The organism is Ancylobacter pratisalsi, assembly GCF_010669125.1.
Classification (GTDB): Bacteria; Pseudomonadota; Alphaproteobacteria; order Rhizobiales; family Xanthobacteraceae; genus Ancylobacter; species Ancylobacter pratisalsi.
In genome coordinates this window covers 742,075-768,622 of the sequence record NZ_CP048630.1, presented here as the reverse complement: position 1 = coordinate 768,622, position 26,548 = coordinate 742,075, and the positions used below count along the sequence as shown (strand labels likewise).

Below are 26,548 nucleotides of genomic sequence, written 5' to 3'. Positions count from 1 at the left end.
AGCGATCACAGCTCCATGCCGTCATTAGGATTGAGACTGACCTGTCGGGCCACGCCTTGCATCAGTCCGGTCATGCGCCGGTTCCGAGCGGCGACGTCATCCATCTCGTCGTCGCGATCTCTGTCGAACTCGAATTCGTTCTCGATGGGCTGTATTTTCTCGACCGCCCTCACGCGGCTGAGCTCGGGCTGATGCCGGTGCTCGGAGCCGGTCGGATCATCGTCTTGACCTTCGATGGCGGCGCTCCCGCCCGTGCTCTCCTGTGTTGCGGGCACCGGCAGCGCGGTCCAGTCATCATGCTGCACGGCCGAACCACGAGTGGGCGTTGGCGGCGGCAGGAGCCGGTCCCGGAGGCGCGAGTCCTCGTAGTATCGCGCCTTCTTCGCGCGGATCGGGGGGGTGCCGGCGACCATGACGATCTCGTCCGTGGGCGGCAGCTGCATAACCTCGCCGGGGGTGAGCAACGGGCGTGCGGTCTCGGAACGCGACACCATGAGATGACCCAGCCAGGGTGAGAGCCGGTGGCCGGCATAGTTTTTCATCGCCTTCATCTCAGTGGCGGTGCCGAGCGCATCGGAGACGCGCTTGGCGGTGCGCTCGTCATTGGTCGCGAAGCACACGCGGACATGGCAATTGTCGAGGATCGAGTTGTTGGGGCCGTAAGCCTTCTCGATCTGGTTCAGCGACTGGGCGATGAGGAAGGCTTTCAGGCCATAGCCGGCCATGAAGGCGAGCGCCGATTCAAAGAAGTCGAGCCGCCCCAGCGCGGGAAACTCGTCGAGCATGAGGAGCAGGCGATGGCGGCCGCCCTTCGCCTGCAGGTCCTCGGTCAGTCGCCGGCCGATCTGGTTGAGGAGCAGGCGGATCAGCGGCTTTGTCCGGTTGATGTCGGAGGGCGGCACCACGAGGTAGAGGGTTGAGGGAGCCATGCCGCCGACGATATCTGCGATGCGCCAGTCGCAGCGCCGCGTCACCTCGGCGATCACCGGATCGCGGTAGAGGCCGAGGAAGGACATGGCGGTGGAGAGCACGCCCGAGCGCTCATTGTCGGATTTGTTGAGGAGCTCGCGGGCAGCGCTGGCGATGACGGGATGCGGGCCCGCCTCGCCGAGATGGGCGGTCTTCATCATGGCATCGAGCGTGGTCTCGATCGGACGTTTCGGATCGGAGAGGAAAGCGGCGACGCCGGCGAGCGTCTTGTCCGTCTCGGCATAGAGCACGTGGAGGATGGCACCGACGAGCAGCGCGTGGCTGGTCTTCTCCCAATGGTTCCGCTTTTCCAGCGAGCCTTCGGGGTCGACGAGAATGTCGGCGATGTTCTGGACGTCACGGACTTCACACTCGCCACGGCGCACTTCCAGCAGCGGATTATAGGCGGCGGACTTGGCGTTGGTCGGGTCGAACAGGAGAACGCGGCCATGCCGGGCGCGGAAGCCGGCGGTGAGCTGCCAGTTCTCGCCCTTGATGTCATGGACGATGGCCGATCCCGGCCAGGTCAGTAGCGAGGGCACGACCAGCCCGACGCCCTTGCCGGACCGGGTCGGCGCGAAGCACAGCACATGCTCCGGCCCGTTATGACGTAGATAGTCGCGTTCATACCGACCGAGGATGACGCCATCGGTGCCGAGCAGCCCGGCGATGCGGACCTCCTTCTTCTCGGCCCAGCGCGCCGAACCATAGGTGTCGACCTTTGAGGCCTCGCGGGCCCGCCAGACCGACAGGGCGATGGCGACCGCGATGGAGAGGAAGCCGCCGGAGGCGGCGATCAGCGCGCCCCGGAAAAATACGTCCGGCGCATAGGCGTCGAAAAAGTACCACCACCAGAAGAAGGCCGGTGGGTAGTAGATCGGAAGGCCGAGAAGCACGAACCAGGGCGCGCCCAACTGCGCCTGATAGCCGAGGCTCCAGGCCACATATTGTGTCGCGCCCCAGATCGCCGCCAGCACGATGAGCAGGACCGTGAAGATCTGCCCCCACAGGATTTTCGTCGCCGACATAGTGGTCCCTTTCTGGGGTCAGAGGCCAAGGCCGCGTTTGCGACCGAGGCTCCAGTCGACACCACCATCATCACGAGCGACGCCGGAGACATGCTTGCCGAGCTGGCGCTCCAGAGAGGGCGACCAGGGCACGAGCTGGAAGCCGAGGCCGTCGTCGAGCATGGCGAAGCGGCCCGAGGCGAGCACATGGCGCTGACGATAGGTGCCGGCGACATACTCGCCGGTGCCGGCCTTGTTGAATGTCAGGCCGGTCTGGGCGGCGAGCTTCTCTCCCACGGCCTCCAGTTCCCGGCGGCGGAGCGTGTCGATGAGATTGCGGGCGAAGACGACGCGCCGTCCCTGCCGCTCGGCGAGGCCCTCGCGGATGAGATGCTCGGCGCGCCGGCCGAGTGACTGGCTCACCTCCGCGCCAAAGCCGCCGTCCGACAGAGCAACGGGGGCACGCGCAATGGCCTGCCGGTCGAGCCAGGTGGCTCCGGTTGCGGTCACCTGATGAGCGAGGTCCAAATCGGAGCGCACGGCGAGCGCAACGCGCCGTTTGCCCTGCGCATCGTCGAAGGTCCTGAGTTCGACGATGGAGCCGGCCACCCCGTCACTAGCGGCATCGAGGTCAGGCAAGCGGATGTGGTGGGAGCGCCCGTCCACGCCGTCGACGATGGCATAGGCGGAGCCGTGGAGTTCATCATCGAGACCCCGTGCGACCAGCCGGCCGATGACCGGCACATCGAGACTCTCGGCGGCGAGGACATAGCTTGCCGTGCCACGCTCGATACCGCGTTCGGTGAGGGCGCGGTGCATGCGCTTGATGATGTCGCCGCGTTCACCAAGCTGACGCAGGGTGGCCTCGGCTTCCGGCTCCATCACCCAATGCGCATTGCCGATCTCGCTGGCGAGGCCGAGCGTCTCGAGCTTCCGGAGGCGCCCAATCTTCAGTGCATGGTGTTCGTCCGGCTGTCGGCCTGGAGCCGGCGCCATGTCGATGATGCCGCTCTCCCGGGTCTCGCGGACAAGCTGGCGGTCGAGCTCGGTCCACCGCTCGGCCTCGACCTGGCGTTCCAAACTTCGGCGGACATCGAGCTCTGTGCGGGGGCCGAGTTCCTGGGTGATCAGGTCGCGGGCGCGGTCGCGCATGCCCTCGCTGATGTAGTCGCGGGAGATCACGAGGTTCTGGCCATCGTCGCGGCGGCCTCGCACGATCAGATGTACATGGGGATGCTCTGTGTTCCAGTGATCGACGGCGACCCAGTCGAGACCGGTGCCGAGGTCCTTCTCCATCTGCCGGGTGAGGTCACGGGTGAAGGCCCGCAGGTCCTCCATCTCCAGGGCGTCGTCGGGCGACACGATGAAACGGAAATGGTGACGGTCATCGCGGCAGCGCTCGGTGAAGGCGCCGACATCCACGCTGTCGATCTCGGGACCGAACAGCCGAGCCTTCTCCCCGTCTCGCGTCACCCCCTCGCGGCGAAGATAGGTGAGGTGCTGACTGAGGGAGCCCGCGCGGGCCGTGTGTCGGACGACCCGCGCTTTCACCACGGCTCCGCGCGAGCGTGGTGTGATCCGGCGGCTGGCCTGAAGGCTGGCGACCTGTCCGCTGCCGAAACGCGAGCGGTTGCCGGAGGCGATCTTGCCCGAACGGGAAACCCCGCCGCCGGCCTTTCGAGCAGCGGCGAGAGCCTGGGCGATGAACGGGCGGGCCTGCTGGGCGCGCGTCGAGCGGATGCGGCCGGGACGGACGCGGAACTCGCGTTCATCGCTCATGCCGAAGCCTCGCAATGTGTAGAAATCTGTTGATTTGCAGTTATTTGTGGGACGCGTGAAACGTGTGCTTTGGCTCCGCAAGGTGCCGAAGCACCGGGGAAACGCAGGCAGAGCCAACATCTCGACCGCTGCGCAATGTGCGCCCTTTTATCCTGCCCTCGTGCGGTCGTGGTTGTTGTACTGCGCCTCCTCACCCTCCATGGAGCGCCAGAGCCCGACAGGGTGCGAAAACGGGCCCGCCTGCTCATGGCGCCCTCCTCGATGGCCAAGGAGCAACGAAAAGCGCATCGGAGCGCGGCGCGAGGAACGGGGAATCGGTAGGATTGCTGCGCGCGGGCTGCGCGGCGAACAGCGGCGCCTCGCGCCAGCTTTGCGCCGTTGGCCGCACCGATCCGGTGGCGCCGGCAACAGGCTCTTTGTCGATAATCGGCGCCAAGGCCGCGATGTAATTGCGTGTCTCCGGCGGCAGCGGCTTGCCGGCAAGCGAGGCCTCATAGCGCGTCGGCCCGGCATTGTAGGCTGCAAGCACGGCGCGGATGCTGCCATAGCGGTCGTGAAGCTGGCGCAGATAGGCGGCGCCCGCGAGGATGTTATCGCGCGCGTCGAACGGATCGGCACCGAGAGCGTGATGGGCGCGAAGCTCGTCCCAGGTCGCGGGCATGATCTGCATCAGCCCCATTGCGCCGGCCGGAGAGACGGCGCGCGGATCGCCGCCGCTCTCGGCGTGCAGGACGGAACGGATCCAGCTGGCCGGAAGCTCGAAGCGCTGCGCGGCTTCCTCGATAAAGGCGGCGTAAGACGGGACGGCATACGCCACAGTCGGCGACATGGTCTGCGCGGTGGCAGTGCTGGGCGACGCACCGCCGATCAGCAGTCCGGATGCAAGAAAGAACGCAGCGCGATACATGTCAGCGCACCGCTGCGCGCCAGATGAAGTCACTGTTGCCGGCCTCATCCGTAAGCAGTGGCATTGCCCGCCCGATGACGGTCGTAGCCGGGATCAGGCCAAAGTAGCGCCCGTCGAGACTGTCGCCGACGTCCGGGTTCATGAGGAATAGGTCGCCGGCAGCTATACGCCGGCAACCCTGCCAGACCGGCAGATCCCGGCCCATGCGGTCGCGTGGCAGCGCTTCGCCCAGCGGCACGCCATCGACGGTGATGGCGTCGTCGAGACGGCAGACATCCTGCCCAGGCAGCCCCATCACGCGCTTCAGCAGCGGCGTGCCTTCGCCGATATAGCCGCGCCCGATCAGGAACGCGGCGAGCGGCGGTGGCGGCATCACCGCGACCAGATCGGTGATCTCAAGATGATCGGCTGGCTCGACAGAATAGAGCCCGACCGGCACGCTCGCGGTGACATTCCAGATCAGTTTGAGTGGCGTCGGTACCGTGGCGGCGAAGGCCGCACCGACGCTGGCGGCCGTCGTCATCAGCACATAGGCGACGCGGCTCATTTCCCGCACTCCTGCCGCTTCAGCCACGCCTGATGACGCTCTATCGTGTAGGCGCGCGGCTCGAAGCCGACGCTGATGCGGTGCGCGACATGACACCAGTGATCAGGGGCGACGGTTGCCGCATCGATGCCGATCGCTTCAACGGCGTCGATTTGCTGAAGGATTTTCTCGACCTTCGGCCAGCCATCCACCCGCAGCAGGATCTCGCCGCCGGGACGTACGAAAGGTAGCGTCTGGTAGCCTTCGTCCGGCGCCACGCAGCGCACGATGTCGAGGCGGGAGACCACGGTGCCGAAGTCATTCGACGCCCATCGGACAAAAGCGAAGATGCAGCCGGGAGGGAAGGAGAGAATGCGCCGACGGCGATCCAGAAGCTGCTCATGCGCGTGATGGCCGAAGCGGATCCAGTTCTCGATGCGCTTCTCGATATGGGTCAGCTCAACATGGGTCAGGGCATCGGGCGGGGGACTGGACACGGTTGCCGTGCTTGCCGCGCGGGGCGCAAAAACCTCGCTCATGGCTGATCTCCTGATGTGGGAGGGAATTCGCGCGCGAGCAAGTCGCGCAGCATCTCGGCGACGGTGACGCCGCGCCTGAAGGCGGCGACCTTGATCCGCCCGCGCAGGTCGGGCGTCACATCGATGGTGAGCCGCGCGGTGAACGCGGCGCCGGGGCGGTGGTCTGTCGCGACATCCGCCGCCTTGATCCAGTGCTCGGGATCGGCGGGCCGAGAGGCAAAATCGCGGCGGATCGGGCGCTCTCTCATCGCGACGACCTCCCGACCTCGAGACCGTCGATCTCCGCAGTCACCTCAGCGATCTCGCGCGTGGCCGGCCCCGCGTCGTCGTGCTCGAAGACGAGACGTCCGGATTGTGCCGCCGCCGCAAAGGCGATGCGCTGGCCGATGGTACGGGTGAGTACCGGAGGATCGTGATCGGCCAGCGTCCGCGCGGTCTCGCGGGCGAGAACGGTGCGAGTGCCGCAGCGGTTCAGGACGAACCGGACCAGCATCTCCGGGCGGTAGATCCGCGCCTCGCGGATCAACGCCAGTATCTCGGCCGACGCCCATCCGTCAAAGGGCGAGGGTTGCACCGGGATCAGCACCAGATCGGCGGCGAGCAGAGCCGAGCGCATCAGCCCGGCGACGCGGGGCGGTCCATCGATGACGATGTGATCGGCGTCACGTGCGAGTTCGGGCGTCTCCCGGTGCAGCGTATCGCGGGCGAGCCCGACGACCCCGAACAGCCGTGGCAGGCCCTCGCGGCTGCGCAGCTGCGACCAGTCGAGGCTGGAGCCCTGCGGATCGGCGTCGATCAGCGTGATCCGCTGTCCCTGCCGAGCCCATTGTCCGGCGAGATGGAGCGCCAGCGTCGTTTTGCCGACCCCGCCTTTCTGGTTGAGGAGCGCGACGATCATGGCGCGCTCCACACGTTCATCGGGGACGCGCTCGTCGCAGTATAATGGCGTAGTTCCGTTAGAAGGATTCCGAAGGAATCCGGGTTAGAGAAGTTACGGACGCCGGAAGTCTCTGATTCTGAAGGCTGAATCGTCGATTTTGGTCCCCGATAGCACGAGGAACCGGTCCCTGATCGCACGAGGGTGCTGGTCCCCGATAGCACGAGATGATTCACAGCTTGTCCCCAGATCGGATGGCCGCGAGACGGCGGCGGGTTGGCAGGGCAAGGCGTGCAGCGTCGATCTCGACGAAGGAGAGGATGTCGGCACCGTCCGTCTGGCGGCGCATGCCGAGCCGGTAGCCGGGCAGCGCCTGGCGGCCGACGATCGCGCGCAGGTCATAGGCGAAGTGCTTGAGGGGCGAGAGGCTGCCGGATTTGGCGTGGAGGTGAGCGACGTCGAAGCTCCAGCCGTGGTCCTGGTGCCCGCCATGCTTGCGCACCAGTCGGTAAAGCCATCGCTCCAGCCCGCCCGTTAGCCCGAAATAGGCCCGGTCTATGGTGAGCACGAGGGCGTCGTCGAGCACGGCCCTGTAGAACCAGTCCGGCAGGATAAGGTCGACGCCATCGGGCCGGCCGTTGCGGTCCGTCCGTTCCTGCCATTCATTGATCCAGGAGAAGCGGTGCCGGCGTCCCTCCGCCGGCTGGCGGAGGGTGGTCGAGATCGTCGTCGACTGGAGACGGTCAAGCGCGGCCTTGAGGCGCTGATAGTCGCGCAGCGAGGTGCCGCGCCCGACAAAGGTTAGGATCTCATAGGGCGTTGCCGCCATCAGGCGCGAGGTGCGAAGCCCCGCGTCGCGCGCCTCAACGATCTGGCTTGCCGCCCAGATGAGAATGTCGGCGTCCCAGATGGTCGCCATGCCGTGGTCGGGCACGGCCTCGACCCTGATGGCGATGCTTCCAGTTCGGAAATCGATCGGCGCGACGCGCGGCGTCTTGGAGAGGGAAAAGAAGGGATAGGCCATGAGATCCTGCGCGTCTCGTGGCGCGAAGTCGCCTGGCAGGGCGCGGAACAGATCGAGCTGTCCGCGCTCCGAGAGACTGTGATGCCGCGCCGCCATGGGGGCGCTCAGCGCGCAGCGCGGCCGGCGAACGAACCGGCGGCAAGCGCGTGGCGCTTGGCCGGCAGCACGGTGCCGCGCGGATCGGAGGTCGAGGTGACCGCGCCGCGATCCGTCCAGGCCTGCAGGTCGTCGATGGAATAGACGACGCGCCCGCCGAGCTTGCGATAGGCGGGGCCGGTGCCATAGGTGCGATGCTTCTCAAGCGTGCGGGCCGACAGGCTGAGAAACTCGGCGGCTTCCTTGGTGCGCAGATAGCGCGGCGGGAGGGTGGCGAGATCGGGTCGCATGGAGCGGGCCTCCGTGGGCGTGGCGGGAGCCGCCGGAGTGCGGCGGCGGACGGTGACCACGGTGGCGGAGGAGGAATGTCGGGAGGGATGGGGAAGATTGGGGGGGCTAAAATCCCCACCTCGTCACGCGCGGCGGCGGTGACGGAACAGCCGCAGATAGCCGCCCGCGATCAGGCCGGTGCCGCCTTCCACAAGGCCGATGACGCGGTCGCGCAAGGGAGACGTCTTCCAGGGATCGGCCGCGACCCGCTCTGTGCCGAAGATGGCCTCGGCAATGTCGCGGTAGCTCGCGCCCCGGTTTCGCCCGTCGCAGGCTTGAAGCATCCGCCGCAGGCGCGCACGCTGCTGGTGGGTCATGCGGGTGTCGGGCGGCACGCGCCTTCCACGGTGCGCATGCCAGAGGCGGTTCAGCGCCTCGATGCGGCCGGGCAGGTCATCGTCGAAGGGGATCAGGGCGGCAATCGGTACGCCGGGGCCAACGCTAGAAAGCGAAAGATGCGGCGGCGCTGCATGATCAGGTGCTTCGGCAGGTACAGCCTGCGGCGTCGTGCCGGTGCCCAGCAGATAGTCGGGAAGCTCTGTCAGGACGGTGACGGCCGGGTTGATCCGCGGGGACCAGTAGACAAGCTGCCGGGTCGCGGGGAGCGAGGGTCTCGCGGCAACATCGCAACCCCCAGAGATGTTCGGCCTCGGCTGGCAGCGGCGCTGCCGAATTGCCGGTCTCCATGAGGCCGCGATAGGCCTGCTGGTAGGATGGATCCCGCCTCAGGCACTCCCAGGCCAATCCCTCCACAGAGAGATCATCGAAATAGTCGTAGGTCCGACTGTCTCGCCAGCGCGACGTATCGGGCTTCATGATCGACTCCCAGACGGTACATGCCGTTGGGATCAGCAATTAAGGATTGCATCGCGAGGCAGAACTCACCCGACAGGCAACAGGTGATGCGGTGTGCGCATCACCTGCACTGGGGCTTCAGTTCACACGATGCGGGAGCAGATCGCGATAGCCTGTCTGGGCGAGCCAGCGGGCGCGCTCCAAATGGCTGTCATGCACCGCGCGGGCGCGGGCAGGTTCCTGCGCCGGATCAATCCCGAACAGGACAATCACCACTTCCTGCCAGTCGGCTCCCTCAGTGGTCGCGTCGAGGAGGCGCATATAGAGCTTGATATGGGTGCGGTCATAGGCAGTCAGTTTCTGAACAGACGGCGCCTTATCATCAAACGCCTTGGCCACGTCCATCTCCCGCAGGCTGCCGTTTCTTCTGTCGCAGGCCGAGCCGTCGGCGACGGTATGGGACTGCATTTGGGATCATTCTATCATGGGTGCTCACAAAGCCGAACGCCGCGTCGCCGGTGCGCAAAGCTGATTTACGGTCTCTTGGCACTGACGATGTGAGGCACACTGCGACCGCCGCCCACGCCGTCGTCAGTGCGATGTAGAGAATACTCCGTGGTGAAATACTCATCAAGCGACTGCTCTCTCGGCCATGGAGATCCGAGAGGTGTTCGCGCGCAATCTGAAGGCCTTGCGGCTGGCCAAGAGGCTGTCGCAGGAGGAGCTTGCGCACCTCGCGGGCATTGATCGCACCTATGTCAGCTCGCTCGAGCGGTGCGTTTACAATGCCAGCATCGATGTGGTGGAGCGGCTAGCCTCGGTTCTCGGCGCCGAGGCCTCCGACCTGCTCCTGCGTCCGCCGAAAGAGCCGACCGAGATCGATCCTGAGGACGACAAGTAGGGCTCTATTGGCGCCATCGCGTATTCCCGCTTTTCGATGGATAGCGCCCCCGGCCTTGTCGGCCGGGGGCGCAGCCCGCACGTCAGTCGCTGCGGCGCCCGTTGGGGCGGGACCAGATGAGGGAGAAGTTCTCTCCGTCCTCGTCATCGAAGAGGTTGGCGTAGATGGCGGCGGTGAAGCTCGGATCGTCGAGCTTGAGGCCCAGATAGTCGCGGCCCTCGGTGGAGCGCTTGGACCAGGCGGCCCCGATCTCGGCGCGGCCGACCAGGACCCGGTGGCTGGGGGCGTTCTCGCCGGTGGCGCGGGTGTCCGGGACGATGCGCACGCCCCGGGCCTGCACGCCGAGGGTGACGATGTCGCCGGTGAACTCGTTGGTGCCGGTCTTCTTGAAGGTGCCGATGGTGGCCATGTTCCGTCTCCGTCCTGTCTTCTGAGCCCGCACCATTGCGGCCTCGGTGGCGATCGGGAGGCCGAAGGCGAGCGACGGCACATCGCCTCGGGGTCCCCGTCGCGATCGCGCGATGGGGTGAGGATTGCGACCGCAGCGCAGCGGAGGACGGCACAGGCGCGACTTTGTTGCTTCGCGAGGAATGACGGCGATCCGGGGTCCCCGCGCAGCGCGCGGGGTGAGCGTCGGCAGGGGAAGAAAGTCGGGGCCAGCCGTTGTGGCATAGGCGCTCGAGGCGAAGCCGTCCTTCGGCCAGATCAGGCCATTGAAGAGGCCGTCGGGAGTGGGCACAGCGCGGATGGATGACCGAGAGGTACAGGCCGTCGTGCCGGGTACAGAGACCCGACCGGCCAGCACCGCCACACGATGCCCTGAGCTTGGCCAAGCTACGCATTTCCCGTCCCGCCTACGTCGCGAATGCCCTAACCCGAGGGGCCCCTCCGACTGCGATGCGGACCGCCGTCCTGCACACGCGCCAGCCCGGCCACACTACAGAGCTAAGCCTACGCTCCGGATCTTCACTCCCTCCCGGGCCAACCGGATGACGCGGATGATCAAGTCAGCAGCGGTCCGGTGCTCCGAAGGCATATCGCGGTGTCAGGGAGGGGAGCTGTGCCCGTCAGAAGGGCCGAACGCCTTCCTTCCGGTGATGCGCACAAAGGCGACAATGCCGACCACTCCGGCTCCGAGAACCGAAAACGCGATGTGCCACGTCTGCGAGGGCATGGTGTGCTTCACGATGCCATGGGTGGCGTGGAAGCCTGCCGCCGCAGCCGGGACGACGAAGGCGGCGCCGATGAGCAGGCGCACCCAGGTGGCGCGGACGGCGGAGAGTAGGAAACTGCCTAGGCCGAAGGTCAGGGCTACGGCAGCAAAGCCGACAAGCATAGCGCCGAGCCATCCGGTGCCGGTGCCATAGGCCCATGTGCCCGCCGTGATGCCCGCAAACAGCGGCAACGCGAATACCGCCAGCGTGAAGAGCAGCCAGCAGAGGAACCCGATGACGGCGATGCTAAGCAGAATGCCGATGAAGATCATGGGGGCGGCTCCGTAAGATCAGAGGGATGCGTCGCCACCGCCTCCGACGCACTCGCCCGATAAGCAGAATTGGCGGCGGCCGCCATTCATGGCCGCCTGTTCGCCTCTCAGGAGGCGAAGGGGTCGATTTCGCGGACGATCGCGGCTTCTTCGCCGTCATATTCGGCAGCTGGGGCGACGGAGAGCGTGCCGTCACCGGCGCGGAAGATGACGACGGTGGCCATCAGGGTGGTGGCGAGGCTGAAGGCGAAGGCGTGAGCGATCTGGGCGGACATCGACCTGGCTCCTGCTCGAGCGGAGGTCCATCCCCCGCTGACAGGCGCCCGAAGAGGCCGGCCGGTGGCCGCAATCACCGCGCGAGGCGCAGCCGGAGCGGCGGCACGCGCAGCGTAGCCCGACCCTCCATGGGTTGATGGCGTCAGGCCATCGGCTGGACCCAAGGATCAGCGTCGTGAAGCGGGGGGGGGGCGTCCGGTCAGGACACCTGGATGGTGGGTTGCCGCGCCGGTCGCTTCCGCGGGGTTGCCAGGTCCAACGCGTGCTGCTCGTGGCAGGTTGTCAGCGTTCCACATTCCACGGATTGATGACCGCCACACCGGCGGCGTCGAACGCACTGGTATCGCGCGTGGCCACAGCGAAGCCCCGGGAATCCGCAATCGCAGCAATATAGCCATCGGGCGTCGGAAAGCCCTTCCCAGCCGCCCGCGCTTTCACCGCGAGGTCGGCGTAGCGTCGTGCGGCAGCGACATCGAACGGCAGAACGCGATCAGTGAACAGCTCCATCGCCCCGCCCAAGGCCTCCGTGAGCTTGTCCTTGCGCTTGCCAGCTGGCAGCGCGCCGATGCCGAACAACAGTTCGGCAATGGTGACGCTGGAGAGATAGAGCGTCTCGGCCACCTGCTCGTCGAGCCACGCCCGCACGGCGTCGTCGGGGACGGGCTTCATCGCTTCCGAGATAACATTGGTGTCGAGAAGAATCATTCGAAGCTCATGGGCTCGGCGGGCGTTCTATCTCGCGCCGGGCTGAGGGCGTCGATGTCCTCATTGGTCAAGCCGAGGCGGCGGCTACGCTCCGCGAGCGCCGTCCCGAGCCGGAGGCGCGTGTCAGGGCGAACGGCGGTCTCAAGGATGTCGCGCATCTCGGCTTCGGTGCTGCGGCCATGCTGGGCCGCGCGCACCTTCAAGGCGCGGTGCGTCGCCTCGGAGAGATTCCGGATCGTCACTGCGGGCATGATGGCGCCTCCCAGCACATCTGATAGCGTTGATAGCAAAATAGATAATTTGCCATCATTTTCAAGTTGGCGGGTTTTGTGGCGCTTATGCGCCCCCAGAGCCGAACCGATAGATCGGGATGCCCATCTTACGGGCCTTGTCGGCCAGATTGTCCTGAATGCCGGTGCCGGGGAAGATCACAACCCCGATCGGCACCACGTTCAGCATCTGGTCGTTGCGCTTGAAAGGCGCGGCCTTGGCGTGCTTCGTCCAGTCGGGTTTGAAGGCCACCTGCGGCACCTTGCGGCTGTCGGCCCAGAGGGACGCGATCTTCTCGGCGCCTTTGAGCGAGCCGCCATGCAGCAGCACCATGTCCGGGTGCTTGGCGTGAATCTGATCGAGCTTGGCCCAGATCTGCCTGTGCTCGGCGGTATCGCCACCCGAGAAGGCGATCTTCGGCCCGGCGGGCACGAGCAACTCGTTATCCGCGCGCCGTCTGGCGGCGAGGAAATCCCGGCTGTCGATCAGCGATGCGGTGAGGTGGCGATGGTTGACCCGTGATCCGGCGCGTGGCGTCCAGGGAGAGCCGGTGGCGATACGGTAGCGTTCGGCGGCGGCCTCGCGGAAGGTTTCCATGCCGTCGCGGCGGCCGATCAGGTTCATGCCGATGTCGATCAGACGCTCGAGCTCCAGGGACTTCACCTCGGAGCCGTCCTGTTCATGCTGAAGCTGCTTCTGGGCCTGCTCGTTGACGTCAAGCTTCTGCTCGATCCGGTCCACGGCGCGGTGGAACATGTTGACGGTCGACCAGAGGAGATCGGGAAGCTCGGCATCGAGGCTGGTGTCGGTGATCGTGGCGACCAGGGCGTCGAAGATATCGGCGATGGCGCCGTCGATGAGGCGGTCCTGCGGTGGCGGGCGCTGGTCGCGTTCGTCGTCGGACGGACGATGGCCGTGGAGCTGCAATTCCTGGATCAGGTGCTCGGTTGGGGATGAGACGTGGTGCGGCTCGTGGTCGTCATGCACGCTCATGGGATGCTCCGTCGGTGTGGACCGCTTGCCGTGGCGGCCTTCATGGCGACGAAGCCGTCGGACGGGACGGACCTGCACCCGGAGCGAAGCGGCAGGGCCGAAGCGCAGCGGAGGATGGCGACAAGCCGGCGATTTTGCTTCGCGATGGAAAGCGGCCTGAAGGCCGCGCCGGAAAATCGTCGGCGGCAGCCATTGCCGATCCGGTCCGGCTGATGGCCGATCGCCCTCTCGAAGGCGCAAGGCGCGGTCCTCTTGCTGTTACTGACGCATCCTTGCGGATATGGCGGCCACGCATCGCCGTTCAGCCCTTTCCGGCTATGGGGCCGGGCTTAGGAAGCGCGCGACGTCCTCCGGTGCGAGTTGCACCCGAACACCCATCCGGAGGGCATCCATACCCAGCCGCTGGAGATCCTCGTTGAAGTCCCCGAGCGCTGGCGACAACGGAACGGCCTCGATCCCCTCGGCGTTCGCCCGTTCGATCAGCGTGTCCCGCGCGGAGTCACCGGCAGGATCGTTGTCGCGGACGATATAGAGCCGCCTCAAGGCAGGCGGGAACAGGATGGCGGCCAAATGCGATGCCGAGAGCGCCGGCGCCATCGCCATGCTGGGGAGGACCTGTCGGAGCGACAGCATGGTCTCGATGCCTTCGCCCGCCGCCATCACGCTGTCTGGCACGCCGATGCGGACGGTAGACCCAAGCAGATCACCCATCGCCTTGCGCGGCGTGTCGACTGAAGCCTTGTCCGAGCCGTCGGGCGCGAGCCAGGTGCGGTGTACGCCGGTGATCCTACCGGTGAGGTCGGTGACGGCGGCGATCATGGCGGGCCAGGTCTCTGACGGGCGGTCGTCGGGCTTGTAGTAGCAGCGCGGATGAAAACGCAGGTTTCCGGTTCCGTGCAAAAGCGTGATGCCGCGTCGGCGCAGATACGTCTCTGCAATAGTCCCGGCGAGGGGCTGCGACATGGCGAACAGCCGCCGTGCCGCTTCGACTGACCCTGATGGAGCCGGCAGGACACGGCGAGGTGGTGATGTGGATTCCAGTTCGGGATGCGGCAGGCTGAGAAACGTCCGTGCTTCGTCGGCAACGTCAATGAAGTCGGTGAGACCGAGGGATCCGCGGATGACGTCGAGAAGATCGCCATGTTCGCCGGTGGCGGCATCGGTCCATTTGCCAGCCGGCCCCTTCGCGGATGCATGGAGCCGGACGAAAAGCGAGCGGCCGAGCGTGTTTCTGATATCGCCGACGAGCCAGTACCGGCCCTCCCGGCGTCCATTGGAGAGATAGCGACGGCAGACGGCTTCGGCCCTATCCGCGAGCCGGCGCGACAGATCTTGAGCAGTCCCGGACATGGCGAGCTTTTCAAAAGCAAAGGCCCGCCAACGGAGCCGGCGGGCCGAGGTTCAGGATCGTGTTGAAGGTTACTCCGCCGCCACGGCAGGGGGGATATCCGTGGTGTCCTCAGTATCCCTAGGGCATTCGTCTTCGCCCATGGCCGTTGTGCCGTCCTGCGCCGCCGTTGCTTCGCCGGCTTCCGGTTCGGCTCCGCGCAGCGGTTCCGGCAGCCAGCCGGTCTCAGTGAGCAGCGCTTCGGCCTCGCGGGCCATGTCGCCCTTCTTCAGGTGCGCGATGCGGTCCGCAGCGTGCGCGCCCTTCGCCTCGCTCACCGCCTGCAGAATGCGGGCCTTGGTGACCCGGCCTAGAAAATTGTCCACGGTCGGCTTCCACCCGGCTGCCGCCATATCGAGGTCAACGGCGCGGGCGAGTTGATCGGCATGGTTGAGCGCGCGCGGGCGCCGGTGCCAGGCCTCATGAACGGCGTTCACCGACAGGCTCACCACATGGGCGAACAGGCCGGAGCGGCTGTCGCTGTCCCATTCCCGAAGGGCCTCCCAGAGCTCACCCGACTCCTTCGGCAGAACCTTGGCCCAGCCCTCATGCCGGGCATGGATTGCCGCGGCCGAGGCGCTGTCATTCAGCCCCGGCGCCTGCGCGCTGAACGCTACGCTCTTCAGGTCGAGTTCGAGGCAGCTATCCGAGCCGTAGCGATAGAAGCTCTTCAGCGTCAGGGCATGCAGGGCCGCGAGGAAGGCGACGTCGGGCTGCTCGCCCAGCGCCTGGCGGATCCCGAGCGTGCGATGCGAGGTCAGCTCGGTCATCAGCCGGTCCGAGAGCGCAGACAGCCCTTCGTCCTCCTCGGGCTCGGGCGTCGGCGCATCTGCCATGACGGCCTCGCCGGTACGCATAGCCGCAGCCGCGACAAGGTGCGGCTCGGCGTTTTCGGCTGCGACTTCGGGCTCCACCGGCAGTTCGTCCTCGGGTCGGACATATCCGCGCTCAATGCGCAATGCGCCATCATGGGCGATGCTGACGAAGGCGCCGGCGTGCGCCACATCCAGCGGATCGAAGGTGATCGGACGCGCCTCGAAGGCTTCGATCGCCGTCTCGATCTCGCCGAGCCGCGCATCGACATCGTCCGGCAGTTCATCCGCCTCGGCATAGGTGTCCGACATGCGATCATATTCCGCCTGCAGGGCGTCGCGGCTAGCTTCATCCTCGGTGGTGAGCGGGACGGTCTCGCCGCGCAGCTGGCGCAGGCCGTAGGTGTGGCCATAGGCGAAGTCCGGGGCCATCTCGACCCACTTCCACCCCTCGGCGGCGACAGCGTCGGCCTCGGCCTTGAGCTTCTCGGCCACCAGCCGGTCGACGACCGCGATATCCTGCAGCCAGCCGCCGTCGTCGCCCTGGAACAGGTCGCGCAGGATGGTGCCGCCGGCCTCGACATAGGCCTCGAGGCCGATGAACTGGGCGCGCTTGTCACAGGCGCGGACCGCCCCTTCGGTCAGCATGCGGCGGATGGCATAGGGCTGCTTTTCATAGGAGGTCTTCAGCCGCTCGAAGACCTGTTCCTGGCGCGCATGGTCGCCGGAGACGGTGAAAGCCATGAGCTGGTCAAGCGTCATGCCGTCCTCGGCATAGACCTCCAGCAGCACCGGCGAGACCGAGGCGAGCTTGAGGCGCTGCTTCACCACGCCGACGGAGACGAAGAAGGCAGCAGCTATCTCCTCCTCCGACTGGCCCTTCTCACGCAGAGCGAGGAAGGCGCGGAACTGGTCAAGCGGGTGCAGCGGCGCGCGCTGGATATTCTCGGCGAGCGAATCCTCCTCGGCGATACCGCCTTCGCGGATGACGCAGGGCACCGGCGCGGTCCTGGCGAGGCGCTTCTGCTTCACCAGCAGCTCTAGCGCCCGATAGCGCCGCCCGCCGGCCGGGATCTCGAACATGCCGGTCTCGACACCGGCGTCATCGACAACGGGCCGGACGCTCAGGCCCTGCAGCAGGCCGCGGCGGGCGATGTCCTCGGCCAGTTCCTCGATCGACACCCCAGCCTTGATGCGCCGGACGTTCGACTGGCTGAGTAGGAGCTTGTTGAAGGGGATGTCGCGCGAGGGCGAGAGCGTGATCTTCTGAACATTGGTCGCCATGGAAGGCACCTCCGCGACGGGCGGCCGGGAGCCTCTCTCTCGGCCTTCCAACCCGTCACGAAGCGCAGCGCCGCCCTCTCACTCTGGAGGGCGACGCCGCAGAACCGCAGAACCGCAGATCCGCAAAAGCGCAAAGCAGGAGACACGGATCTCCGCATCTCCGGCTTTCCGGAAGTCAGGCTGCTCGATCGAGCAGCTTCTTGGCCCGGCCCTCGAGGTCGAGCCGCGCATCCTGGTGGGACTTGTCGCGTGCAACCGCGGTGATGCCCTGCACGAAGTCGAAGATGCTCTCGGGCTTGCGCCCTTCCTCGGCCAGTACCGTGTCGATGATTTTGGCGGTCTCGGCCCTGGAGAAGCCCCGGTTGCGCAGAAAGTCGCCGCGGTCCTCGTCGGTGCGCGCGACGATCTTCTCCCGTGCTGCCTTGATTCCGATGACGAAGGGCATGGGCGAGGAATTGGCGAAGCGAGTGAGTGCCGGCGCTGCCTCGTGCGCGAAGCGGGAGGCAGCGTATTTTGAGTGGCGGATGGTGATCTCCTGGAAATCCTCGACGCCCCAGAGATTGCGGTTCTGGCAGACGGCACGCAGATAGAAACTCGCGATGCCAAGCGTCTTGGCGCCCACCTCCGAGTTCCAGCAGTAGAAGCCCCGGAAATAGAGGTCCGGCGAGCCGTCGGGCAAATGCCCGGCCTCGATCGGGTTCAGATCGTCTACCAGGAACAGGAACACGTCACGGTCAGAGGCGTAGAGCGTCGTCGTATCCTTGGTGATGTCGACATGCGGATTGTAGACGCCCGTCGACCAGTTGAGCACGCCCGGCACCTTCCAGCGTGTGTCGCCGGTTCCGTTGCCGGCGATGCGCTGCACCGCCTCGACCAGCTCGTGATCATAGATGCGGCCATAGTCGGGGCCGGTCACCGCGCGGAGCTCGACGCGACCATTGGTGGTCTCATAGGTCTTGATCTGCTCGGCGCGGTGCGAGGTCAGGCCATATTGCAGATTGATGCCGGCGAGCGCGGCGGGAAGCTGGCGCAGATAGGCGGCCGGTGCACCGATCTGGGCAGCGAGCTGGCCGAACGACCAATGGTTCGGCTCGGCGGGTGCGTCTGCCCCGGGCAGGACCAGCGACAGCCGCTCGGCATTGGAGCGGCTCACCTCGACGTGGATGCGGGACGTCTCGACGAGGCGCGACTGGCTGTGATCGGCCCGGCCTCGCACCATCTCGGCCAACTCGTCGAGCGACAGGAACCGTTCGTCATCCGGCCGGGAGAACCACTCCGACGACACGCGGCCGACCCGCTCGCCGCGTGTGACATCAACCTTGTAGCCGCCGGCGGCGTCCCGACCGGCATCCAGAACCTGCATATTCATGGGGTTCAATCTCCATGACGGGCGCCGGAAGACTCTCTCTCGGCACTCAACCCGTCACGAAGCCGACGCGTGCCTTTAACTTTATGAGGCCTGAAGAAGGGCACCCAGATGGAGCGTCTGAGCCGTCACGCCGGCAAGGGGCAACGCCTCGGAAATGCATGTCCCCGTTGATTTCAGAGACGGCGGTGATGCCCTGGCCTCGGCTTCGAACTCATCCACCGGGCGACCGGCGGATGACGTATTTGACACCCCGCCTACAAATATCTATTTAATCTATAGATTATTAGCTGAGAGGCAGGCCATGGCGTTCCAGGGTATCCGTTTTGGCGTATGGGCGCCGGTGCACGGTCCGCGCGCGGCGTTGAACGATCCTGAAGAGGCGTTCGATGCGTCATGGGAGCACAACAAGGCGGTCATCCTGGAAGCCGAGCAGCTTGGCTTCCATTCGACGCTGATCGCCCAGCATACCGTCAATCCCCATCTGCCGAACCATGACCAACTGGAAACCTGGACGGCGGCGGCGGCGCTGGCGGCGCTGACCAGCCGGATCGAGATCATCGCAGCCATCAAGCCGTTCATCTTCCACCCGGTCTTCCTCGCCAAGATGGCGCTGCAGATCGAGAACATCAGCGGTGGCCGGTTCGGCATCAACCTCATCAATGCCTGGAACAGCGCCGAGTTCGAGAAGGCCGGCATTGCCTTCGGCGAGCATGATGCCCGCTACGACTATGGCCGGGAGTGGATTTCGATCGTCTCCCGGCTGCTGTCAGGCGAGACCGTCAGCCATAAGGGACAGCATTTCTCGATCACGGACTACAAACTGACGCCGCGCGACCTGCATCGGGCACGTCCCTCCATCTATATCGGCGGCGAATCCGAGCCCGCCCGGGCGCTGGCGGCTGACCACAGCGATGTCTGGTTCATCAACGGCCAGCCGCTCGCCGATGTCGCCAGCCTGATCGCCGATCTGCGTCGCCGCCCGCGCGAGGGCGCGCCGCTGCGCTTCGGCCTCTCTGCTTTCGTGATCGCCCGCGCGACGGAGGCCGAGGCGCGCGAGGCCTATAAGCGCCTTGTCGACCTAGCCAAACAGGATGCGGACGTCCACGCGCTCCAGCGCAAGCACGCCGACCCCAAGACCGTGATGTTCCAAACCATGGCGCAGTCGGTGCGTGTCGGCACCAATGGCGGAACCGCCGCTGGACTCGTCGGGTCCTACGACCAGGTGAGCGAGCGGATCCTCGCCTTCCACCGCGCCGGGATCGAGCTGTTCATGCTGCAATTCCAGCCGCTGCGCGCCGAGTTGCGCCGTTTCGCGGGGGAGGTCATCCCCCGCCTGCGTGCCGCCGGCAACGTCGCGCCGGCGCTCGCGCTTTCCGACGCCTGAAACCTTAGCCGCTTGACGAGAGAGAGCCGGAATGAGTGTGACAACGCAGTTCGCTGCCATTGAGGGCCGGACGTATTCGTCCGCACCGTCGCCGGGCTTCCGGCTGGGGCAGAACGGCCTCGTCGCCCTGTCCTGGCTCGTCCCAGTGCTGCTGCTCGTCACCTGGGAGGTGCTGGCGCGGCTTGGGTGGATCGAGCCGCACCTCCTGCCGGCGCCCAGCAAGGTGGCCCTGACCGCCTACAAGCTCACGGTCTCCGGCACGCTGCTGCACGACCTCGCGGTCAGCCTGCTGCGCGCGGCGATCGGCTTTGCGATTGGCGGTGGAATCGGTTTCGCGCTCGGCACGCTTGTCGGCTTTTCCCGCATCGCGGAGGCTTTCATCGACCGCAGCGTGCAGATGGTGCGGGCGATCCCGTTCCTGGCCGTGCTGCCGCTGGTCATCGTCTGGCTGGGCGTGGGGGAGGGGCAGAAGATCTTCCTCGTCGCGCTTGGTGTCGCCTTTCCGATCTACGTCAACACCACGCTCGGCATAAGGCAGGTCGACCCGAAGCTGGTCGAGCTTGGCCGCGTGCAGGGGCTGAGCAATTGGGAACTGATCGCGCGGATCATCCTGCCGGGCGCACTGCCCTCCATCCTCACGGGCGTTCGCTTCTCTTTGGCGACCGCATGGCTCGCCCTCGTCGTCGCCGAGACCATCGGTGCGCAGGCGGGGCTCGGTTTCCTCGCGCTCGACGCCCGCGAGTTCCTGCGCACCGACGTCATTGTGCTGACCGTCATCATCTACGCGCTGATCGGCGTGGCGGCAGACAGCCTCGCGCGGCTGCTCGAACGCCGCCTGCTCAAATGGCACCCGAACTATGGAGCCGGGCGATGACCGTGCAGCCGCGTGCCGAGGCGTTCCAGAAGAACGCCGTGGTGGTCTCGAATCTGCGCCGTGCCTATGGCGAGCGGAGCGTCATCGACCACCTCAATCTGGTGATCGGGCAGGGCGAGTTCGTCGTGCTTCTGGGTGAGAGTGGCTGCGGCAAGACCACGCTGCTGCGGGCCCTGGCGGGGCTCGACCCGGTTCAGGGCGGCACGATCGAGGTGCCTGGCCGCCCGGCGGTGGTGTTTCAGGAGCACCGGCTGCTGCCCTGGGAGACGCTGTGGCGCAATGTGACGCTCGGCCTTACTGTCGCCGATGCGCGCGCGCGTGCGGCGGCTGCGTTGGGGGAGGTAGGGCTCGGCGACCGGCTCGACGACTGGCCGCGCAACCTGTCCGGCGGGCAGGCGCAGCGCGTGGCGCTGGCCCGCGCGCTGGTGCAGGAGCCGAAGCTGCTTCTGCTCGACGAGCCCTTCGCCGCGCTCGATGCGCTGACCCGCCTGCGCATGCACGGCCTCGTCAAGGACCTTGTCGCCCGTCACCAGCCGGGCGTTCTGCTGGTCACCCACGATGTCGACGAGGCGATCCGGCTCGGTGATCGCATCCTCGTCATGCGCGACGGCGTCATCGCCGCCGAACATCGCCTTACCCCCGACCAGGACGTGGCTGCCGCACGAGCCGAACTGCTGAGCGAGCTTGGCGTCTCCGTTCGCAATGAAAAATCACCATCTTATTGATTTAACAGGAATATCTCCATGTCGAACTCGATCTTCACCCCGTCGCGCCGCAGGTTTCTGGCGACGTCGCTCGCCGGTGTCGCGGCGGCGGGTCTCGCGGGCACCGGCCCGGCATTCTCTGCGACCGGGCGCAACACCGACACGCTGCGCCTGACCTGGGGTTATTTCGGCTTGAGCTACCTCGCCAAGGAGCATGGGGCGCTGGAGAAGCGGCTCGCCGACCAGGGCATCAAGGTCGAATGGATCGGCCCATTTCCCAATCATGCGCCGACCATGCAGGCGGTGACCGGCGGCACGGCCGACTATGCCTTCGGCGGCAGCACGACGCCGGCGCTAGCGGCGATCCTCGCCGGCTCGCCGCTCGTCTTTACCCAGTTCTTCATCTATGAGCCGCGCACTACCGCTATCATCGCGAAGAAAAGCTCCGGCATTTCCAAGGTCGAAGATCTCATCGGCAAATCGGTGGCGGTGAACCGCTCCGGTCTCGGCGAATTCCTCGTCGTCGCGGCGCTGGAGAAGCACAATATCCACCGCTCCAAGGTCAATTTCGTCTATCTCAACCCGCCCGACGCCGCCCCGGCGCTGGCCGCCGGCAAGGTAGATGCCTGGTCGATGTGGAGCCCCGGTGTCGACATCGCCCGCGTCGAGTACGACGCGCAGGATGTGTTCATCGAGGAGCGGGACCTTCCGTTCCAGATCGACTTCAACACCTATCTGACCCGCCGCAAGTTCGCCGAGGAGAACCCCGACCTGGTGCGCGCCTTCAACACCGCGATCGTCGCGGAGGCCGAGTGGGCAAACGCTAACAATGTCGAGGCGGAGACCATCGCCTTCAAGGGGCTCAAATACCCAGAAGCCGTGCGCGACCACTTCATCTCGCTGAAGCGCAAATACACGGCCTATTCCGTCACCGACGAGGGCTTCCTCACCAAGTTCCAGACCGCTGCGGACTGGCTGAGCGAGCGCAAGGTGTTGCCGGAGAAGGTGAAGGTCACCGATTACGTGGCCGTGGTGTGAGGGTGTCATGAACAAGCCCGTCGATGCTTCCTTCCTTCGGCCTCCCGCCGATGGAGAGGCCGAACTTGCACGCCTTCAGCCGCTGTTCGACCGGATCGAGGCCGGGGCCAGCGAGCGCGAACGCGAGCGGATCCTCCCCTTCGCCGAGGTGGCGCTGCTGCGCGAGGCGGGCTATGGCGCACTGCGTTTGCCGCGGGGCGACACTGTCGGCCTGACCTTCCGGCAATTACTCAAGATCGTCATCCGGCTCGGCGCGGCCGACTCCAATGTGGCGCACATCTTCCGCAACCATTTCACCGTGAACGAGCTCTATGCGCGCCGGGCCCGGGAGGGCCAGGGCCGCGTCTGGCAGGACGCCATCGCGCGGGGTGCCATCTTCGGCCTCGGCAACATTGAACTGGGCGCCAAGTCGGCCGGCGGCGTGCTGCCTGCGACGACCATCACCCCGGAGGGCGACGGCTTCCGGTTGGAGGGCACCAAATACTACACCACCGGCACGCTCTACGCCGACTATGTGCTGGTGCGCGCGGCGACGCCGGACGAGCGGCTCGCGTCAGTGATCATCCCGGTACGGCGCGAGGGGATCGAGATCGTCAATGACTGGGACGGCGTCGGCCAGCGCCTTACCGCCTCCGGCACCGGCCATTTCCGCCATGTGCGGGTCGAGGGCGCCGAGGTCGTCTTCGATGCCGACGGGGTGGGCTATGGCCACGCCTATTCCAACACGCTGGCGCAGCTCTACGTGACCGCCATCGTCGCCGGCATCGCGCGCGCTGTGGTGAACGATGCAAGGCGGCTGCTGCTGGGGCGTACCCGCACGTTCTACTACGCCAACGCCGAGCGGCCGGCGGACGATCCGCTGTTGCAGCAGGTGCTCGGCGAGCTGTCGACCGACGCCTTCGCGGCCGAAGCTGCCGTGCTCGCGGCCGCCGAGGTGCTCGATGCCGTCGGCGCGGCGCGCGACAGCGGACGCGACGACGCCGCCCTCGCCCATGACGCCGCTCTTGCCGCGGCAAGGGCCAAGCTTATTGTGGACGAACTCGCCATTCGCAGCGCGGGCCGCATCTTCGATCTCGCGGGCGCCAGCGCCGCCAGCCGCGCCAGGAACCTCGATCGCCACTGGCGGAACGCCCGGACTCTTGCGACGCACAATCCCGGTGTGACCAAGGCGGCAGCGATTGGCGCCTTCGAGGCGAACGGGACGCGGCTGCCGGCCAAGGGGTTCTTCTGATCTGGCTGCCGGCCACGCAGGAAGGCCGCGCGGCACCGGACACGGAGACGTCGAGCAATGGTCGGCAGCCTAGCCTCTGCCGGCCCATCCGACGAATATGCGCTCGATGAGGCGCACGGAACATTCGAAGGCGAACGCCACAGCGGCAATGACGATGATGCCCGCGAGCACCACGTCCGTGGCGAGGAAGTTCGCCGCTGACTGGATCATGAAGCCGACGCCGCGCGTGGCGGCGACAAGTTCGGCAGCGACCAGCGTCGACCAGCCCGCGCCCAGCGCGATGCGGGTGCCGGTGAGAAGGGCGGGCAGTGTCGAGGGGAGCACCACGAAACGCAGCACCTGCGCCGGTGTTGCGCCGAGCGCCCGCGCGACATTCACCCGGTTGCGGTCGACCGCGCGCACACCCGAGGCGGTGGCGATGATGATCGGCGGCAGCATGGCGAGGGCGATGACCAGCACCTTGGCTGTTTCGCCGATGCCGGCCCAGATGATGACCAGCGGCAGATAGGCGAGCGGCGGGATCGGGCGGAGGAACTCGACCACCGGATCGAGGATGCCGCGCCCCACCGTGCTGAGCCCGATGGCGAACCCCGCCGGCACGCCGAGCACGAGCGCCGCCAGCAGCGCCGCGAAGACGCGCATAAGGCTCGCACCCAGATGCTGGGCCAGGGTGGCATCGACAAAGCCTTCGTTCGCAAGGCGGAGAAGCCGTTCGGCGACCGCGCCGGGCGCGGGCAGGAACAGCGCCGGGACGAGCTGGAGCGCGGTGACAAGCCACCACAGGCCGAGGAAACCGGCGATCGTGCCCAGCGATATCGCGACCCGCGCCGGGATCGCGGGGAGGGAGATTTTGGTGCGCTGACGGTCAACGGTCTGGTCCGCGTCACGTGGCACGCCTTCGGCCGGGACGATGAACGGCAGGGAGAGCTCCGTTACCGGGACGGGACTGACGAAGGGAGCGGGATGAAGGCTCATGGCTGGGCTCCAGCAAAGATCACACCGCGCAACCTTTCGCGGGCGGCGGCGAAGTCGAGCGCGGACTTGATTTTCGCGCCGCCGCCCTCGCGGAGGGCGCGGCGGGCGAAGGGGAGGGGCTCGTCGAGGACGATCCGCCCAGGCGGCCCGGCCAGCACGATAAGGCGCGTGCCGAGATACAGCGCCTCGTCGAGGCTGTGGGTGACAAAGACGATGGTCTTGCCGGTGCGCTGCCAGACCTCCAGCACGAGATCCTGCATCTGCTCGCGGGTCAGCGCGTCGAGTGCGCCGAGGGGTTCGTCCATCAGCAGGATGTCAGGATCGGCGACGAGCGCGCGGGCAAGGCTCACGCGCTGGCGCTGTCCGCCGGAGAGCTGCCAGGTCGCGTGGTCACCCTTGCCGGCCAGGCCGACCAGAGCGAGCGCTTCGTCGGCGCGGGCGGTCCGCTCGGTTTGTGCAATGGAGCGCAGACGCAGTCCGAAGGCGACATTTTCGCGCGCGTTCAGCCAGGGGTAGAGCGCGTCGGTCTGAAGGACGACGCCGCGATCGGCGCCGGGGCCGGTGACGCGCCGCTTGTCCACCCATACCTCGCCCTCGGTCTGCCGGGTAAAGCCCGCTATCGCGTTGAGCAGGGTGGACTTTCCGCAGCCGGAAGCGCCCAGCAGCACCACCAGTTCACCGGCGGGGACGTCGAGGTTCACGTCGCGCAACACCTCGACGTCACCGCCGCGCGGGAGCTGAAAGCGCATGCCGAGGCGGAATATCGTCAGTTTCATCGGGACGGTCATGAGCGTCAGCCTCATGAGGAGCGGTGAGAAAAGGGGCCCGACACCGACCCGTCGAGACGGGCCGAATGCCGGGCCTTCAAGTTCGTCGCGGGTCTCACCTTCCGCGACGCTCGGGAAACGCGATCAGGTCCGTCAGTTTAGCTTGGCCGCCTGCTCGGCGGGGGCGCGGCTTACATAGGGGCCGTAATCCTTAAGCACGGCGTCGATGCGCCCCTGCTCCTTGAGGAAGGCGGCAGTCTGGGTGACCGCCTCGACCGTGCCGCCGCCGAGCAGCGCCTCGGAAAGCTGGTCGGCCAGGAGGGGGAATTTGTTGCCCTTCAGCAGCTCGGGAATCTCCTCCGGCTTGGCACCGGTGAGCTTGGCGATGGCGGCGACTTGCGGCGAGGCTGCCGTCCAGGTCGCGCCGTTCTTGGCAAAATCGGCGTAGGAATCGGCGGTCACCTTGACGAACTGGGCGACGATCTCGGGGTTCGCCTTGGCGAAGTCCTTGCGCACGATCCAGGCGTCGAAGGTCGGCGCGCCCCATTTGGCGACTTCGGCGGAGGAGGTAAAGACCTTGCCGGTTTCCTTGACCTTGCCGAGCGCGGGGTCCCAGACATAGGCGGCGTCGATGTCGCCGCGGGTGAAGGCAGCGGCGATCTCCGGCGGGCGCAGATTGAGGATTTCGACGCTCTTGGGATCGACTCCCCAATGCTTGAACGCCGCCAGCAGCGAATAATGGGTGGTGGAGACGAAGGGGACGGCGACCTTCTTGCCTTTGAAGTCCGTCGGCTTCTCGATGCCAGAGCCGTTGCGCACGACGAGCGCCTCGGCATCACCGAGCAGAGCGGCGACGTAAATCGTCTCGATCGGGACTTCACGGCTGGCGCCGGCGGCGAGCGGCGAGGAGCCGACATAGCCGATCTGCACACTGCCCGAGGCGATGGCGGCGATCACGTCGGCGCCGGAGTCGAACTTGCGCCAGTTGATCGTCGACTTGGTGGCGGCCTCATAGGTGCCGGCGGCCTGGGCAACCTTGGCCGGGTCGGCGCCGGTCTGATAGGCGATGGTGAACTCGGCGGCGCCGGCGGGGGAACCGAAGGCTTGGCCGGCGATCAAGAGACCAAGCGCGGCAGTGGCGGCGAGAACGCCGCGGCGGGAGATGCTGGACATTGGAATTTCCATGAGTGCGCCGTCGCGGCGCTCATGCGGCGCCGGCGTGTCGGCCGATTGCGATGTGGCG

Annotated in this window: 31 protein-coding genes; 7 read left to right on the top strand and 24 right to left on the bottom strand. The window is 66.5% G+C overall.

What is annotated here, in order from left to right; all coding sequences use genetic code 11:
* Nucleotides 1-5 precede the first annotated feature (5 nt).
* The 12 genes from G3A50_RS03850 to G3A50_RS03800 all read right to left on the bottom strand — a co-directional run bounded on the left by G3A50_RS03850 (nucleotide 6) and on the right by G3A50_RS03800 (nucleotide 9,254).
* Nucleotides 6-1,997 (bottom strand): conjugal transfer protein TraG, encoded by a 1,992-nt coding sequence (locus G3A50_RS03850; RefSeq protein ID WP_163074026.1) that lies wholly within the window; start codon nucleotides 1,995-1,997, stop codon nucleotides 6-8.
* An 18-nt stretch (nucleotides 1,998-2,015) separates the two neighbouring features.
* Nucleotides 2,016-3,755 carry a relaxase/mobilization nuclease domain-containing protein gene (locus G3A50_RS03845; protein ID WP_163074025.1) on the bottom strand — a complete coding sequence of 580 codons (1,740 nt, stop codon included), beginning with the start codon at nucleotides 3,753-3,755 and terminating at the stop codon, nucleotides 2,016-2,018.
* Between the two features lie 244 nt (nucleotides 3,756-3,999).
* Nucleotides 4,000-4,662 (bottom strand): lytic transglycosylase domain-containing protein, encoded by a 663-nt coding sequence (locus G3A50_RS03840; protein WP_163074024.1) that lies wholly within the window; start codon nucleotides 4,660-4,662, stop codon nucleotides 4,000-4,002.
* Nucleotide 4,663: 1 nt separating this feature from the next.
* Nucleotides 4,664-5,209 carry a S26 family signal peptidase gene (locus G3A50_RS03835; RefSeq protein WP_163074023.1) on the bottom strand — a complete coding sequence of 182 codons (546 nt, stop codon included), beginning with the start codon at nucleotides 5,207-5,209 and terminating at the stop codon, nucleotides 4,664-4,666.
* A complete protein-coding gene (locus G3A50_RS03830) occupies nucleotides 5,206-5,727 on the bottom strand; it encodes a DUF2840 domain-containing protein (protein WP_163074022.1) in 522 nt (173 codons plus the stop codon). Before G3A50_RS03830 ends, G3A50_RS03835 begins: the two co-directional genes overlap by 4 nt.
* Nucleotides 5,724-5,975: a ribbon-helix-helix protein gene (locus G3A50_RS03825; RefSeq protein WP_163074021.1), complete on the bottom strand. Its 252-nt coding sequence runs from the start codon at nucleotides 5,973-5,975 to the stop codon at nucleotides 5,724-5,726. The genes G3A50_RS03830 and G3A50_RS03825 overlap by 4 nt, the downstream gene beginning before the upstream one ends.
* Complete coding sequence (parA, locus tag G3A50_RS03820; protein WP_163074020.1) at nucleotides 5,972-6,625, bottom strand: ParA family partition ATPase; 654 nt, start codon at nucleotides 6,623-6,625, stop codon at nucleotides 5,972-5,974. The genes G3A50_RS03825 and parA overlap by 4 nt, the downstream gene beginning before the upstream one ends.
* A gap of 211 nt (nucleotides 6,626-6,836) precedes the next feature.
* Nucleotides 6,837-7,724, bottom strand: coding sequence for a replication initiator protein A (locus G3A50_RS03815; RefSeq protein WP_163074019.1), 888 nt, complete (start codon nucleotides 7,722-7,724; stop codon nucleotides 6,837-6,839).
* A gap of 8 nt (nucleotides 7,725-7,732) precedes the next feature.
* A complete protein-coding gene (locus G3A50_RS03810; RefSeq protein ID WP_012172356.1) occupies nucleotides 7,733-8,014 on the bottom strand; it encodes a helix-turn-helix transcriptional regulator in 282 nt (93 codons plus the stop codon).
* Nucleotides 8,015-8,137: 123 nt separating this feature from the next.
* Nucleotides 8,138-8,464 carry a DUF2285 domain-containing protein gene (locus tag G3A50_RS22535; RefSeq protein WP_281355863.1) on the bottom strand — a complete coding sequence of 109 codons (327 nt, stop codon included), beginning with the start codon at nucleotides 8,462-8,464 and terminating at the stop codon, nucleotides 8,138-8,140.
* Nucleotides 8,465-8,528: 64 nt separating this feature from the next.
* Nucleotides 8,529-8,870 (bottom strand): transcriptional regulator domain-containing protein, encoded by a 342-nt coding sequence (locus G3A50_RS22530; protein WP_246252101.1) that lies wholly within the window; start codon nucleotides 8,868-8,870, stop codon nucleotides 8,529-8,531.
* A gap of 117 nt (nucleotides 8,871-8,987) precedes the next feature.
* Nucleotides 8,988-9,254: a DNA -binding domain-containing protein gene (locus tag G3A50_RS03800; RefSeq protein ID WP_149574633.1), complete on the bottom strand. Its 267-nt coding sequence runs from the start codon at nucleotides 9,252-9,254 to the stop codon at nucleotides 8,988-8,990.
* A 247-nt stretch (nucleotides 9,255-9,501) separates the two neighbouring features.
* On the opposite strand from G3A50_RS03800, the gene G3A50_RS03795 reads away from it, so the two are divergent.
* Complete coding sequence (locus tag G3A50_RS03795) at nucleotides 9,502-9,750, top strand: helix-turn-helix domain-containing protein (protein WP_163074018.1); 249 nt, start codon at nucleotides 9,502-9,504, stop codon at nucleotides 9,748-9,750.
* 82 nt (nucleotides 9,751-9,832) lie between these two features.
* Here the strand turns inward: G3A50_RS03795 and G3A50_RS03790 are convergent, their stop codons facing one another.
* The 6 genes from G3A50_RS03790 to G3A50_RS03770 all read right to left on the bottom strand — a co-directional run bounded on the left by G3A50_RS03790 (nucleotide 9,833) and on the right by G3A50_RS03770 (nucleotide 13,480).
* Nucleotides 9,833-10,159 (bottom strand): DUF736 domain-containing protein, encoded by a 327-nt coding sequence (locus G3A50_RS03790; RefSeq protein WP_163074017.1) that lies wholly within the window; start codon nucleotides 10,157-10,159, stop codon nucleotides 9,833-9,835.
* Nucleotides 10,160-10,795: 636 nt separating this feature from the next.
* Complete coding sequence (locus G3A50_RS03785; protein ID WP_163074016.1) at nucleotides 10,796-11,236, bottom strand: hypothetical protein; 441 nt, start codon at nucleotides 11,234-11,236, stop codon at nucleotides 10,796-10,798.
* Between the two features lie 107 nt (nucleotides 11,237-11,343).
* Nucleotides 11,344-11,511 (bottom strand): hypothetical protein, encoded by a 168-nt coding sequence (locus G3A50_RS22365; RefSeq protein WP_170308624.1) that lies wholly within the window; start codon nucleotides 11,509-11,511, stop codon nucleotides 11,344-11,346.
* Between the two features lie 283 nt (nucleotides 11,512-11,794).
* Entirely contained in the window at nucleotides 11,795-12,217 is a 423-nt protein-coding gene (locus tag G3A50_RS03780) for a type II toxin-antitoxin system VapC family toxin (protein WP_163074015.1), read from the bottom strand.
* Nucleotides 12,214-12,468 carry a FitA-like ribbon-helix-helix domain-containing protein gene (locus G3A50_RS03775; RefSeq protein WP_132036189.1) on the bottom strand — a complete coding sequence of 85 codons (255 nt, stop codon included), beginning with the start codon at nucleotides 12,466-12,468 and terminating at the stop codon, nucleotides 12,214-12,216. The genes G3A50_RS03780 and G3A50_RS03775 overlap by 4 nt, the downstream gene beginning before the upstream one ends.
* A gap of 85 nt (nucleotides 12,469-12,553) precedes the next feature.
* Nucleotides 12,554-13,480 carry a DUF2493 domain-containing protein gene (locus G3A50_RS03770; protein ID WP_163074014.1) on the bottom strand — a complete coding sequence of 309 codons (927 nt, stop codon included), beginning with the start codon at nucleotides 13,478-13,480 and terminating at the stop codon, nucleotides 12,554-12,556.
* 30 nt (nucleotides 13,481-13,510) lie between these two features.
* On the opposite strand from G3A50_RS03770, the gene G3A50_RS03765 reads away from it, so the two are divergent.
* On the top strand, nucleotides 13,511-13,693 hold the full coding sequence (locus G3A50_RS03765; RefSeq protein WP_163074013.1) for a hypothetical protein: 183 nt from the start codon (nucleotides 13,511-13,513) through the stop codon (nucleotides 13,691-13,693).
* A gap of 102 nt (nucleotides 13,694-13,795) precedes the next feature.
* Here G3A50_RS03765 and G3A50_RS03760 read toward each other — a convergent pair whose 3' ends face one another.
* The 3 genes from G3A50_RS03760 to G3A50_RS03750 all read right to left on the bottom strand — a co-directional run bounded on the left by G3A50_RS03760 (nucleotide 13,796) and on the right by G3A50_RS03750 (nucleotide 18,332).
* Nucleotides 13,796-14,830 (bottom strand): DUF7146 domain-containing protein, encoded by a 1,035-nt coding sequence (locus G3A50_RS03760; protein ID WP_163074012.1) that lies wholly within the window; start codon nucleotides 14,828-14,830, stop codon nucleotides 13,796-13,798.
* 69 nt (nucleotides 14,831-14,899) lie between these two features.
* Entirely contained in the window at nucleotides 14,900-16,963 is a 2,064-nt protein-coding gene (locus G3A50_RS03755; RefSeq protein ID WP_163074011.1) for a ParB/RepB/Spo0J family partition protein, read from the bottom strand.
* A 175-nt stretch (nucleotides 16,964-17,138) separates the two neighbouring features.
* Nucleotides 17,139-18,332, bottom strand: a complete 1,194-nt coding sequence (locus G3A50_RS03750; protein ID WP_163074010.1) for a DUF932 domain-containing protein — start codon at nucleotides 18,330-18,332, stop codon at nucleotides 17,139-17,141.
* Between the two features lie 301 nt (nucleotides 18,333-18,633).
* On the opposite strand from G3A50_RS03750, the gene G3A50_RS03745 reads away from it, so the two are divergent.
* The 5 genes from G3A50_RS03745 to G3A50_RS03725 are packed head-to-tail and all read left to right on the top strand — an operon-like array spanning nucleotide 18,634 to nucleotide 23,563.
* Nucleotides 18,634-19,716 carry an LLM class flavin-dependent oxidoreductase gene (locus G3A50_RS03745; RefSeq protein ID WP_163074009.1) on the top strand — a complete coding sequence of 361 codons (1,083 nt, stop codon included), beginning with the start codon at nucleotides 18,634-18,636 and terminating at the stop codon, nucleotides 19,714-19,716.
* 31 nt (nucleotides 19,717-19,747) lie between these two features.
* A complete protein-coding gene (locus G3A50_RS03740) occupies nucleotides 19,748-20,590 on the top strand; it encodes an ABC transporter permease subunit (RefSeq protein ID WP_210255213.1) in 843 nt (280 codons plus the stop codon).
* On the top strand, nucleotides 20,587-21,315 hold the full coding sequence (locus G3A50_RS03735; protein ID WP_163074008.1) for an ABC transporter ATP-binding protein: 729 nt from the start codon (nucleotides 20,587-20,589) through the stop codon (nucleotides 21,313-21,315). Before G3A50_RS03740 ends, G3A50_RS03735 begins: the two co-directional genes overlap by 4 nt.
* Nucleotides 21,316-21,333: 18 nt before the next feature.
* Nucleotides 21,334-22,332 (top strand): NrtA/SsuA/CpmA family ABC transporter substrate-binding protein, encoded by a 999-nt coding sequence (locus G3A50_RS03730; RefSeq protein WP_163074007.1) that lies wholly within the window; start codon nucleotides 21,334-21,336, stop codon nucleotides 22,330-22,332.
* Between the two features lie 7 nt (nucleotides 22,333-22,339).
* Nucleotides 22,340-23,563, top strand: a complete 1,224-nt coding sequence (locus tag G3A50_RS03725; RefSeq protein WP_163074006.1) for an acyl-CoA dehydrogenase family protein — start codon at nucleotides 22,340-22,342, stop codon at nucleotides 23,561-23,563.
* Between the two features lie 69 nt (nucleotides 23,564-23,632).
* Here G3A50_RS03725 and G3A50_RS03720 read toward each other — a convergent pair whose 3' ends face one another.
* The 3 genes from G3A50_RS03720 to tauA all read right to left on the bottom strand — a co-directional run bounded on the left by G3A50_RS03720 (nucleotide 23,633) and on the right by tauA (nucleotide 26,478).
* Entirely contained in the window at nucleotides 23,633-24,538 is a 906-nt protein-coding gene (locus tag G3A50_RS03720; protein WP_163074005.1) for an ABC transporter permease subunit, read from the bottom strand.
* Entirely contained in the window at nucleotides 24,535-25,326 is a 792-nt protein-coding gene (locus G3A50_RS03715; RefSeq protein WP_246252099.1) for an ATP-binding cassette domain-containing protein, read from the bottom strand. The genes G3A50_RS03720 and G3A50_RS03715 overlap by 4 nt, the downstream gene beginning before the upstream one ends.
* A gap of 132 nt (nucleotides 25,327-25,458) precedes the next feature.
* Nucleotides 25,459-26,478 carry a taurine ABC transporter substrate-binding protein gene (gene tauA, locus G3A50_RS03710; protein WP_163074004.1) on the bottom strand — a complete coding sequence of 340 codons (1,020 nt, stop codon included), beginning with the start codon at nucleotides 26,476-26,478 and terminating at the stop codon, nucleotides 25,459-25,461.
* Between the last annotated feature and the right edge of the window lie 70 nt (nucleotides 26,479-26,548).